The organism is Paraburkholderia sp. USG1 (assembly GCF_031570135.1).
GTDB classification, from domain to species: Bacteria; Pseudomonadota; Gammaproteobacteria; order Burkholderiales; family Burkholderiaceae; genus Paraburkholderia; species Paraburkholderia dioscoreae.
The window spans coordinates 184,086-196,481 of record NZ_JAMWXW010000006.1 but is presented as its reverse complement, the minus strand read 5'-3'; the positions used below and the strand labels follow the sequence as shown (position 1 = coordinate 196,481).

Sequence of the window (12,396 nt, the reverse complement as noted above, 5' to 3'; positions counted from 1 at the left end):
TGGACATCGACAGGCAACACCATTGAGCGGCGATTCGTCATCGAGCCGCTGACCAATACCCGGCCAGACGGGCCATCTGGCATGTAAATCGACGAAGGAAATCAATATGCAACAACTGACTTCGACAAAAATCGACGCATTTTCTAGCGCGGGATTCATGTATTCGAACGCCTCGGCAGCGCCGCGCGCCGAACTCCGTTCCGGCGGACATGGACTTGAGCGGTACGCGTCGGGGTTCAGCGCCACATTCAGCAGCACGGCTGGCGTCGGCACAATCGCTGGGGCACGTGGCGAACGGTTGGCCAACTCGGCAACCGTGAACTCGATGTCGATGCTCACCGGCCGGAACGGGAAGTCGACGTCTTCATCTTTTCCTGCATGCGGCAAGTCCGATAAATCTGCTGACGCAAGCGCCAAGGGTGCGATGAGTTCGATTGGTTCAGCGATCATTGGCGGCGTGTCGAAGTGCAATGACCTGCTGAATACGCCGCTGGTTTCGTCGGTGGGTCAGCTATTCAACAAGTTCGGCCTTTGCGGGAAACTCTGTCACCTCGCACCCGATCTCGGGGGTTATGCGGTTTCCAGAATGGTCGCCGGCGTTGGCAAGGCGCTTGGCGGCACCGGCTCGCCGGACTACCACTTCGAACACGAGTGGTTGCGCGGCGGATCGTCTCCGAAACAGACCTGAATTTTCGGCATACGTAGCCGGTCACGCGCGACACTGCGCCGTTCCGCCGCGAACCGGCAAGACGCGAAAACTCGGCGCGACGTCCGGGCATTGCCATTTGTTCGACAGCGCAGGGAAAGCATTCCAGCGTAAGATCGTCGAAGTGCTCGCCGCGTGACGATGGGAAAGCGGCGGGCGCGCCGCTTTCCTGGTAGTTTTCCGCTCCATCACGCTCTGGAACGCTCATGCCCGCCTATGTCGTCATTACGCGCGAGAAAACGCTCGATCCCACCAAACTGGAAGAATATAAACAGGTTGCGCCTGCAACCTTCGAGCAGCATCCGGTGATGATGCTGGCGAGCCACGGGCGCAGGGAAGTGGTGGAAGGTCCGGAGATCGAAGACATCCTGATCCTCGAATTCACCAGCTACGACGAGGCGCTCGCCTGGTATCACAGCCCGGAGTATCAGGCCGTCAGCGATACGCGCCTGCAAGGGGCCGACTATCGCATCATCATCACCGAAGGCCTGCCGGTCATGTAAGGCGACGGTGGGCCGCTTTCGGCGCTGTGTCAGGTGGCCGGCAACCGTCTGCTCAGGCTTCGAGCGCTGCCCGCGCACACGATTCGTCGGTGACCAGTCCCGAGAGCCAGCCGCCCTTGAGCACCGCAATCAGCGCCTCGCGCTTGCGCTCGCCGCCGGCGAAACCGATGGTGGGGCGCCGCGGCGGCGAATCCAGCGCGATGCTCGTCACGCGTCGGCCAATCGGCGATTCGACATGGGCGCCGGCGGAATCGATCGGCAAGCCGAGCATTTCCGCTACGGCGCCGTTCTGCGTCAATTCGTTCACTTCCGCCGACGTAATGAAGCCGTCTTCGTGCAGCGGACAATTCGGCCCGATATTGCCGATGCCGACGAACGCCACGTCGGCCTGCGCCGACAGCGATTCGACGATCCGGTACAGCCGGTGATTGCACCACTGCGCGCGCTCCGCTTCGCTATCGGCGAGCAGCGGCGCCGGCAGCAGAAAATGCTTGCCGCCCGTCTTCTCCGAAATGTGCAGCGCGACGTCATAGCGGTTCGAGGAGCCGTCCTGGGCGATCGCCCCGACCATCGATACCAGCCGGTGCTGCGGACGGTCCAGCTGCGCGATCTGATCGACGGCGGCCTTCAGCGTGCGGCCGCTGCTCACCGCGACCACCATCGGTTTTTCCTCGCCGAGATAGCGCTCCATCACCTGTGCGCCCGCTACCGCCAGCTTGCGGTCGACTTCCTCTGACGTATCGCTGTCGACCGGCACCACTTCGCACATGCTCAGACCGTAGCGCTTCGACAGTTGATCGGCGAGCGCGAGGCAGTCGGCCAATTGATGATCGACGCGCACGCGAATCAGATTCTTTTCCACCGCGAAGGCGACCAGCCGTTGCGCGACCGGACGCGACACCTGGAGCTTTTCGGCGATCTCGTTCTGGGTATTGCCGGCGACGTAATAGAGCCACGCGGCGCGGGTAGCAAGGTCTAATTTTTCGGTGGACTTGGGCACGGTGACGGTTCGCTTGAAGTGCGCCGATGATAGCAGCCGGTTCGCGCGCCTTGACTGAGGCTCGCGCGTGAGCTGGCTGCGGATTGCCGGTCAGGCAAGCGGTTGCCGTGCGGGGTCGAACAGCGGCCGCACATGGCGGTAAAGCGCGCGATACGCTTCGAGCCGCACGCGCAGTTCGGCATGGCGGCGCGGGTTCGAAGTGAACTCCTTTTCGATTGGCGGCTTGGTCAGCACCGTGGCCGGATCGCCGCCGGCCGCCAGCCAGCCGAGCCGAGCCGCGCCGAGCGCCGCGCCGGTTTCGCCGCCGCCGTGCTTGCGCGTTGCGGTATCGAGCGAGTCGGCGAGCAACTGCGCCCAGTAGTCGCTGCGGGCGCCGCCGCCGAGCAGGGACAGCGCCTTCGCTTCGGTGCCGGCCGCACGCAGCGCGTCGAGGCCGTCGGTGAGCGCGAGCGTGACGCCTTCGAGCACCGCGTAGCCGAGCAGCGCGCGATCGGTTGCGTGGTTCATGCCGAAGAACACGCCTTGCGCATACGGGTCGTTGTGCGGCGTGCGTTCGCCCGACAGATAGGGCAGGAAGAGCGGGGCGGTGTTCAATGCGTCGGCCGGGAGCGCCTCGATTTCGGCGAGCAGGGTCGGCTCGTCGGTAGAGGTGAGCTTGCAGACCCAGCGCAGACAACTCGCGGCGGACAGCACCACGCTCATCTGATGCCAGCGATCCGGAATCGCGTGACAGAACGCATGCACGGCGGACGCCGGATTCGGCCGGAAGCTGTCGCCGACCACGCACAGTACGCCCGACGTGCCGAGCGAAACGAAGCCGTCGCCGGGTTGCGTCGCGCCGATGCCGATCGCGCTGGTGGCGTTGTCGCCGCCGCCGGCCGCGACGATCACGCCGTCGCTCAGGCCGAATTCGCGCGCCACCGCGGGCAGCAGCGTGCCCGACGGCTCGCTGCCTTCGCACAGGCTCGGCATCTGCGCGCGCGACATGTTGCAGGCCGCGAGCAGCGAATCGGACCAGTCGCGCCTGGCGACGTCGAGCCACAGCGTGCCGGCCGCGTCCGATGGGTCGGACACCTTGCCGCCGGTCAGTTGCAGGCGCAAGTAATCCTTCGGGAGCAGTACGCAGGCGGTCCGCGCAAAAATGTCGGGCTCATGGCGCGCGACCCACAGTAGCTTCGGCGCGGTGAAGCCGGGCATGGCGAGGTTGCCGGCCACGCTATGCAGCTCCGGCGCGCGTTCGGTCAGTTCTGCGCATTCCTTGTCGCTGCGCATGTCGTTCCACAGGATCGCGGGCCGCAACACGCGATCCTGCGCATCCAGCAGAACGGCGCCGTGCATCTGGCCCGACAGGCCGATGCCGCGAATCTGCGCGAACTCGTCGGGATATCTGGCGCGCAGGGCGGCGAGCGCTGCGCGCGTGCCTGCCCACCAGTCTTCGGGATTCTGCTCGGCCCAGCGTTGATGCGGGCGCGACACGGTAAACGGTGAGCCTGCGGTGCCGATCACGCGTCCGTTGGAGGCGAGCAGCAGAACTTTCACTTCGGACGTGCCGAGGTCGATGCCGAGATACATGGGCGCGGAACCTTCGTCGTTAGAGATGCGCTACTTTAGCCGCACATGGCGCGCGGTGCCATGCGCATTAAGCCTGGCACCGGCGCGCTTCGATGCCGCGCGTTGCGCGGCGCTTGCTGAGCTGATTGAATGTGGCGTTGGCGTGACGTTTATGTGGCCGGCGCTCAAACCGCGCCGCGTTTGGGCAGCCATACGTCGACGCGCGCCAGCGCGCCCCCCAGCGCCGATTCCAGTTCCGGCGTCTGAGCCATGCTGCCCCATAGCAGCCGGTCGGCGGCGAACGCCTTCAATGGGTCGGACGCTGCGAAAAAGCCCCGCGCGACGCGCTCATCCATCACGCCATCCTGATACGTGTACGGCAGCTTGCCGGCGTTCCAGCGCTCCAGAAAGCGGAAGAACAGCGCGGGCAGCATCGCCGTCGCCGCCGGCGTGACGCCGCGCTCGAAGCACTCTGCCAACGTCGGCGCGATAAAGCCTGGCAGCTTCGAAAAACCGTCCGCCGCGACGCGCTGATTCGTGTCCTGGATATATGGATTGCTGAAACGTTCGAGCACCACGTCGCGATAGCGTTCGAGATCGAGCGGACTCGGTGTGAGACACGGAATCACGTCTTCCGTGACGTAGTCGAAGGCGAATCTGCGGATGTCCGCATCGAGCGTGCCTTCGTGAATGTAGTTCAGCCCGACCAGCGTGCCCGCCCACGCGATGCAACTGTGCGGCGCGTTGAGAATGCGGATCTTCGCTTCCTCGTACGGCATCACCGAGTCGACCAGTTCCGCGCCGACCTTTTCCCAGGCCGGACGGCCCGCGATGAACCGGTCTTCGATCACCCATTGGATGAACGCTTCGCCCATCACCGGGCAGGCGTCGTCGACGCCGGTGGCGGCCTTGACGCGTTCACGCACGTCCGGCGTGGGACGCGGCGTGATGCGGTCGACCATCGAGCTGGGACAGGCCGTGTTGTCGTCGAACCATTGCGCCAGTTCGTCCGCGCCGCGCCGTTCGAGAAATTCGCTCATGCCCGCATGGAAGCGCTCGCCGTTGCTGCGCAGGTTGTCGCAAGTTTGCAGCGTGACCGGGCCCGCGCCGCGCTTCATGCGCGCGTCGAGAATCGCTGCCAGCGCGCCGTAAATGGTGGTGTGACCGCCGTCGAGGTCGGCGGCGAGATCGGCGTTGGCGATGTCGAGCTCGTCCTCTTCGTCGAGGTAATAGCCGCCTTCGGTAACGGTGAACGCGATGATCCTGCAGGCCGGATCCGCGCCCGCTTCGATCAGCGCGTCGAGACTTTCGGTCCACGGCACGACGCGCTCGATCGAGCGAATCGTTTCGTACGCGCGCTCACCTTGGGGCGTGACGGTCTCGAGCGTGTACACGCCGTTTTGCGCGGCGAGCGCTTCGAGCACCGCATTCATATCGCTGCGGATATTGCCGACCGTCAGCGACCAATGCGGTTCGCCGGGCACTTTGGCCTCGTTCAACCGATGCAGATACCACGCTTGATGGGCGCGATGAAACGATCCCGCGCCGATGTGCAGGATCACGTGTGCGGCCGCGCCGCTGCCTTGCCCGCTGTTCATGTGCGTCTCCTGAATGTCTTTGCTCGCACGACTCGACGCGTGCGTTTTTCTCGTGAGTGTCCGCCCCGGCGCTTCCCTTCAGCCCCCTTGGGAAGCAAGAAAACCCGCGGTGGCCCAGCGTTTTCCTGAAATGGAGCATTTGCTCTGCATGTGAGCGAATGATCGTACCCGATGAAACGAAAGTCAAGGCGGCACAGCAGGCTTTTTTGTGGCGCAGCGCGGCGCGGCGTGGCTTTTCCGCGCGTGTCGCGCAGCGCCTTTGCGTGATGGCGGGCCATTGTCGCGCGTATTGCATTGCATCAAATTTGACATGCGATGCGTCAGGACTAACCCGAATGCAAAAAAGTATCGATCCGCGGTCTCATTTCCAGTGGTGAAGCGTGCGTTTGAGGGTTACGTTTCGCTATACAAGAGAAAGACCGGCGGCGCCTTTGGCAGGCCGCTTCATGGAGGCAGACAGTGCAACCAGATCTCGAACTCGTGGCCGTACGCCGCGACGAATCGTTCAAAGTGTGGTCGCACGGCTATCCGTATCGCACCGTGCGTTGGCACTTTCATCCCGAATACGAGATTCATCTGATCGTGGCGACGACTGGCAAGATGTTCGTCGGCGATCACATCAGCAACTTCGCGCCAGGCAATCTGGTGCTGATCGGGCCGAACCTGCCGCACAACTGGGTGAGCGAAATGCCGCAAGGCCAGAGCGTCGCGCAGCGCAATCTGGTGGTGCAGTTTGGGCAGGAGTTCGTGTCGAACTGCGTCGAGAGTTTTCCGGAGTGGCGTCAGGTTGAGGCGTTGCTCGTCGATTCACGGCGCGGTGTGTCGTTCGGTGCGCAGACGAGCGCGGCGATCCGGCCGTTGTTTCTTGAATTGCTGGCGGCGCGCGGGTTGCGTCGGCTGGTTCTGTTCATGTCGATGCTGGAGATTCTGACGAACGCCGCGGATCGCGAGACGCTGGCGAGTCCCGCTTATCGGACCGACCCATCAGGTTTCGCTTCGACCCGCATTAATCACGTGCTGTCGTATATCGGCAAAAACCTCGCGAACGAATTGCGCGAGTCGGACCTCGCGCAACTCGCGGGCCAGAGCGTCAGTGCATTCTCGCGTTATTTCCGCCGCCATACCGGGCTGCCGTTCGTGCAATACGTGAACCGCATGCGTATCAATCTCGCGTGCCAATTGCTCGCCGACGAGGCCTTGAGCGTGACTGATGTCTGCTTCAAGGCGGGTTTTAACAACCTGTCGAACTTCAACCGGCAGTTTCTCGCGGTCAAGGGCATGGCGCCTTCCAGATTCCGCCGCTTTCAGCAACTGAACGACGCGAGCCGTGAAGCCTCCGAACAAGCGGCGGCGCGCGGCGTGGGTGTCGACGACGCGCCCGCTCTCGTGTCCGCGCCGGGCCTGTCGCACAGCGTCGCCGCAGCTTATCCGCCAACGTAGTCTCAAGCGCAGGCTTTCAGCCGAAGTGGCGTATTCCTCCCGTTGAAAAATTGCGGCGCATGGTATGGCGGCTGTGGCAACACATGTCTTCAGCGTGTCCGTTCATCGCCATGCCGGTTGTCCACGCCTTGTTGTTACGCGACGCCCCCAGCTATGAAGACGGGCGTTGCGCGGGTCACCGTGAATGCGAACGCCAACGGTTCGCTCGATTCGTCTACCGGTTCGAAGAGTGAAGGCGCTGCCGAAATGGCTTGCGTCATCCCGGGAGAATCCCGGATGGTCCAGCTATATTTATCGGGACTGCAAAATAAAAATATACAGTTGTATTACAAAATAGCAGGGAACGGCGTTGGAATCTTCGTATCCTTCCCTCGTCATAGGGGCAAGGATACCAACTGATTCAACTATTCTATCGAGAGGCAAGCATGGCAACGTCTTCCGTGAACGGTACTTCATCCGCGTACTTGTCCTATCCGGACAATTTGCAAGGCAGGGGCGGCCACCATGATTCTCGCGATCAACAGACAGAAGGATCGACACCGTCGCAGCAATCTGGATCGGGCCACCCATTGCCCGACAAACGCGCGGGCCGGCAGCCGACGCAAGACCGGCTTTCGGGTAACGGTCAGAGGCCTTGCTCTAGCCAGGAGGGGATGCTGAAGATTCAGGCGTTGCAACGTAGAGCCAGGCGGTCCCCCACGGAGGCGCCGCCGGCTGGCGAAGAGGGACGTAATGCTTCACCCAGCGCTGTAATGAAGCCGCCAGTCACGTCGCTTCCGCAGCCATTCCATCCGTACACCTACCTCCCTATTGCCTTGCGCCACTACAACGCGTTATATCAGCCATCAGCGGAAAACAACAACGAGTATCTGTTCCAAACGAGACGAGGCTATGAAGATTGGAGCGGCTGCCTTGGCAGTACTCAATATGTCGAGTCTGTAGCAGCGCAAAGCGGCCAGGACTTGATGGCGGCTTCCTCTGAGGTGGCCGCCAGACTCGAAGGAAGAAGGGGGGAGGACGTCCGCAAACGCACTGAGGCGGAAATGTCCGATTTACAGATTCGGTATGGCAGTGTTGGGCACGTACCTCTTGCCAATCATGTCGAGATACCTGGACGGGATTGGGACGATGGGCAGCACACCGCTGGAGAAGTCGCCCGTTCGATAATCACAGAGCTGGCAAACCGTTTTTCCAGGCCCTTCAACCCGCTGGGAGAGACATACGGCACACCGGTCCAGTTCGTAGGAGTGACAACTGAAATGAGTGCGCCGGCAGAGCTGAACGCACATGATGACGACATTTGCGCCCATTATTTCGGTATTCAAAGACTTCACCAAACTGGCGACTACCGGAGCGACGGATATGAGATTTTCGACAACAACTACGGGGCGTTTCGGTACTCCAACTTCAACCAGCTATCCGCTGCGTTGACCGGCTACCTTGATGCAACGGCGCCAAGGTCCGGTCGCGTGAATTTTTTTGGACTCGACTATCAAGCCATGATTCACGTGAGGCAGCACGAACTCGGCGACCTTAACCTTGGTGCTGTCGGCGGCAGCTATGGGATCCCTCCGCCCGCGCAGCCGGGCGGCTACGCGACGCTGACGCCGCCGCGCGCGGACTTGCCACGGCCGGACTGGGATCGGCCGGGGCCGTCGTGGCGTGATGAATTGAAGAAGCGCAGCACGGACACGCAGTCGGGCGGGCTTTACCGTCCGTCGACGGTCAGTCCGCAGGAGTTAAAGGCGCGCGGCGGTTTCAATAGCGAAGACACGCCGCTGCGCAACGTCAATCTGGATCTGCACGATTCGGCGGTCGCGAAGGATCCGCACAACAGCGATGGCGGCGGCTATCTGGGCACATACCGGAGGGCGTTGACAGCGCAGCAGAAGATGCCGGCGAAGGACGGCTACATCTACGACGTGGCGCCTTCGCCGAACATGGTGGATGTCGACGGCTCGCTGGGTGCGCATGCGCGCAACCCGGGGTTGGGCGAGGTGGCGGCAATGGGCCGTATCGACTACAACCAGGTGCGCGGCTGGTGGGGGATGAAGAACGGCGAGGTGGGCGACTACACGGCCAATCCAGACTATCGGTGGGACGTTTATGACCAGACCAGCACGGCCGGCGCGCAGCCGCAGCTAGCAGGCTTCGCGGGCGACGACCCGGCGTGGAGCGACGCGCTGCACAAGCCGTTCATCGGCGCCACGAGCTTGCGCGACGGCAAGACGATTTATACGCCGAAGCAGGATCCGAATCTGTCGCAGGCGCAGTTTTACGGGCACGCGCTGGAGAAAATCCAGGCCCTGGCGAATGGGCAGCATTACGCGGGCCCCGTTGCGATTCGTGCGAAGGACGGCTGGGCGGGCGGAGCGTTCGGCGTGCTGACGCCGCTCGTTGGAGTAAAAGACCCGCTCGCGCCCGGTGAGGCGTCTGGCATCCCGCACGACCGTGTGGGCGTGCGCAACACGCAGAGGCCGGACAAAGACGCTGGCAGCGCGATCATCACCCCGGACGGGCGTATCGAGTTCACGGACCCGTCTTGCAAGGGGAGCGTGATGCGTCCGGATAGTGGAGGGTTTCTGTATGCGGACGGCCCCGGCAACAGGGCGACCGACAAGAGCGACTCGTTTCACTACGACGAGGATCATCACCTGGTCAGCAACGAAAACGGTCAGAGGGTGACTTATGACGAGAACGGGTACGCACGGCTATCCGCGACGCAGAATCCGGGGCCGTTCGAGGAAACGAAGAGCCGGTGGGACATCGTGGATCGCGACGGCAAGACGGTGACGCCGGCGGCGGATCCGAGGTCATACACGGACAATGACGCGGGCCGTGCAGACACGCAATACCGTTTCGAGCGGGATCCGGATTCGGTATTGCCGTCTGGCACGACGTCGTTCGTGACCGGGGTGCCGGGCGAACCGGACTACGGCAGCTTTAAGGACTGGCTGGTCGAAGCGCCGAGGGGAACCGGTCCGCGTATGTACGCGTGGCTGAAAGATCACAACGCCGCGTTGCTGTACCGGGACGGTTCCTACGTGGTGCCAGGTGAATCGGGCGAACTGAAGCTGTACAACCTGGATGGCGTGGCTCAAACCAACGTGCTAGGGGAGCCGCCACGCACCTATCGGGTACCCGACGCGCTGTGGGCGCAGATGCAGAGTTACACGACCAGACGCGCGGCTTTCGAACAGCGGAACGAGACGGTCTGAAGTGGACGGCCTTGCGTCGTCCAGGGCCGGGACGGTGCTGCGTGCCCCGTCCTGGTTGTTCAGGTGATCACTCACGCCGCGCGCGGGTGCAATGCGAATAGACGATAGCGACCTCAGGCAAAGGCCAGGATGCCGGGGAACGCAACCAGCGCAGCGCAAAAAAACAAGACCTACAGCATCGTCCTCACATGCCAAAGCTCGGGAAACAAAACCACATCGAGCATCTTCCGCAGATAAGTTGCCCCGCTAGTCCCACCGGTGCCTTGCTTAAAACCAATAATCCGCTCAACCGTGGTCACATGTCTGAACCGCCACTGCCGAAACGCATCTTCGAGATCGACCAGTTCTTCAGCCATCTCATACAGTTCCCAATGCTGCGAAGGATTCCGATAAACCTCGAGCCAGGCCGCTTCAACGGACGCGTCGTGAGCAGTAGGCTGCGTCCAGTCCCTGTCGAGCCGCGAAGGCGAAATCGCAAATCCACGCCGCGCCAGCAATCTGACCACTTCATCATAAAACGAAGGCGCCTCCAGCGAAGCCTTCACCTCGGCAAACACGTCAGCCCGGTGCGCATGCGGCTTCAACATCAGCCCATTCTTGTTGCCGAGCAAAAACTCGATCTGCCGATACTGATACGACTGAAACCCGGATGAACTCCCCAGATAAGGCCGCATCGCCGTGTACTCGGACGGCGTCATCGTCGCGAGAACGCTCCATGCCTGTACGAGCTGCTCCATGATCCGCGACACGCGCGCCAGCATCTTGAACGCCGGCGGCAACTCATCGTGATGCACGGCCTGCAGCGCCGCCCGCAACTCATACAACGCGAGCTTCATCCACAACTCGCTCGTTTGATGCTGGATGATGAACAGCATCTCGTTGTGATCGGGCGATAACGGATGCTGCGCATCCAGCACCGTTCCGAGCGACAGATAATCGCCGTAACTCATCGACTCCGAAAAATCGAGCTGCGCGTCGTGCCAGCCATCACCTGAATCGGCGACTGGGGCCGCCGCATGAGAAGCAGCACTCCCGTGCCCAAACGGACATCCCTGCGCCGGTTTCTCTTCCGGCAACCCCGGTGTTTGCATATGATCGGTCATCGCGTCGTACTCCTCAGGTCACAGCGCCGCGTGCGGCAAATTCAGGCGCCCGCCAGGTCTCTTGCGTCAGCACATCGCGCAACGTTTCCACGGCATCCCAGACATCGACAAAGCGCGTGTACAGCGGCGTAAAACCAAACCGCAGCACATGCGGTTCGCGATAGTCGCCGATCACGCCGCGTGCGATCAGCGCCTGCATCACCTCATAACCATGCGGATGTTCGAAGCTCGCATGCGAACCGCGTTGCGCATGCTCACGCGGCGTGACGAGCTTCAGCGGAAACTCGCTGCAGCGCGTTTCGACGAGTTCGATGAACAGATCGGTCAGCGCCAGCGACTTTTTGCGAACCGCCTGCATGTCGGTTTGCAGGAACACGTCGAGCCCGCATTCGACGAGCGACATCGACACCATCGGCTGCGTGCCGCACAAAAAGCGGCCGATGCCGTCGTCGGGCTGATACGTCGGGTCCATCCTGAACGGCGCGCGATGACCCCACCAGCCGGACAGCGGTTGAGCAAATTCATTCTGGTGCCGTCTGGGCACCCACACGAACGCTGGCGAACCCGGGCCGCCGTTCAGATACTTGTATGTACAGCCGACCGCGTAGTCCGCGCCGACACCGTTCAGATCGACCGGCACCGCGCCCGCCGAATGCGCAAGATCCCACAGCGCGAGCGCGCCTTTGTCGTGGATCAGCCTGGTGAGCGGGGCCATGTCGTGCATGTAGCCGGTGCGGTAGTTCACGTGCGTGATCATCGCGATAGCGGTGTCATCGCCGATCGCGGCGGGCAGTTCGGCGGGATCGGCGACCAGACGCAATTCATAGCCACGGTCGATCTGTTCGATCAGTCCTTGCGCGATGTACAGATCGGTTGGGAAATTCGAGCGCTCGGAAACGATCACGCGACGCTTCGGATCGCGCGCATTCGCCACTCGCAGCGCAGCGGACAGCAGCTTGAACAGGTTGATCGAAATCGTATCGGTGACGACCACTTCGTTTTCCGCCGCGCCGATCAACGGCGCGAGCTTGTTGCCGAGGCGGCGCGGTAGCGCGAACCAGCCCGCGGTGTTCCAGCTGCGAATCAGGCCTTCGCCCCATTCGGCGCCGATCACGGTCTGCGCGCGCTGCGCGGCGGCGGCCGGCGGCACGCCGAGCGAGTTGCCGTCGAGATAGATGGTCGTCGGCGATAGCGCGAATTGATCGCGCAACGCCGCCAGCGGGTCGGCGCTGTCGAGCGCCAGTGCTTCGTCACGGTGGTTCATGGTGATTCCGTCA

The 12,396-nt window shown here is 62.5% G+C and carries 9 protein-coding genes; 4 read left to right on the top strand and 5 right to left on the bottom strand.

The genetic code is table 11. The annotated features are described in order from the left end of the window. The first annotated feature begins 106 nt into the window (after positions 1-106). Positions 107-688, top strand: coding sequence for a hypothetical protein (locus NE850_RS10485; protein WP_310698720.1), 582 nt, complete (start codon positions 107-109; stop codon positions 686-688). A 224-nt stretch (positions 689-912) separates the two neighbouring features. Continuing rightward, positions 913-1,209, top strand: a complete 297-nt coding sequence (locus NE850_RS10480; RefSeq protein WP_165186994.1) for a DUF1330 domain-containing protein — start codon at positions 913-915, stop codon at positions 1,207-1,209. Positions 1,210-1,261: 52 nt separating this feature from the next. Here NE850_RS10480 and NE850_RS10475 read toward each other — a convergent pair whose 3' ends face one another. From NE850_RS10475 to dalD, 3 genes are all read right to left on the bottom strand, one after another. Continuing rightward, positions 1,262-2,209, bottom strand: coding sequence for a sugar-binding transcriptional regulator (locus NE850_RS10475; protein ID WP_007180545.1), 948 nt, complete (start codon positions 2,207-2,209; stop codon positions 1,262-1,264). A gap of 90 nt (positions 2,210-2,299) precedes the next feature. Continuing rightward, positions 2,300-3,781, bottom strand: a complete 1,482-nt coding sequence (xylB, locus tag NE850_RS10470) for a xylulokinase (RefSeq protein ID WP_310698719.1) — start codon at positions 3,779-3,781, stop codon at positions 2,300-2,302. A 164-nt stretch (positions 3,782-3,945) separates the two neighbouring features. Continuing rightward, positions 3,946-5,358, bottom strand: coding sequence for a D-arabinitol 4-dehydrogenase (gene dalD, locus NE850_RS10465; RefSeq protein ID WP_310698718.1), 1,413 nt, complete (start codon positions 5,356-5,358; stop codon positions 3,946-3,948). A 459-nt stretch (positions 5,359-5,817) separates the two neighbouring features. Between dalD and NE850_RS10460 the strand changes: the two genes are divergently transcribed. Both NE850_RS10460 and NE850_RS10455 read left to right on the top strand, forming a co-directional pair. After that, the gene (locus NE850_RS10460; protein WP_007180548.1) at positions 5,818-6,798 is read left to right on the top strand and encodes an AraC family transcriptional regulator; all 981 of its coding nucleotides are present in this window, start codon (positions 5,818-5,820) and stop codon (positions 6,796-6,798) included. 1,469 nt (positions 6,799-8,267) lie between these two features. Further along, a complete protein-coding gene (locus tag NE850_RS10455; RefSeq protein ID WP_310698717.1) occupies positions 8,268-10,016 on the top strand; it encodes an enterotoxin A family protein in 1,749 nt (582 codons plus the stop codon). A gap of 170 nt (positions 10,017-10,186) precedes the next feature. Here NE850_RS10455 and kynA read toward each other — a convergent pair whose 3' ends face one another. Beyond that, a complete protein-coding gene (gene kynA, locus NE850_RS10450) occupies positions 10,187-11,119 on the bottom strand; it encodes a tryptophan 2,3-dioxygenase (protein ID WP_165186988.1) in 933 nt (310 codons plus the stop codon). Between the two features lie 13 nt (positions 11,120-11,132). Further along, positions 11,133-12,383 carry a kynureninase gene (gene kynU, locus NE850_RS10445; RefSeq protein WP_007180552.1) on the bottom strand — a complete coding sequence of 417 codons (1,251 nt, stop codon included), beginning with the start codon at positions 12,381-12,383 and terminating at the stop codon, positions 11,133-11,135. Positions 12,384-12,396 lie beyond the last annotated feature (13 nt).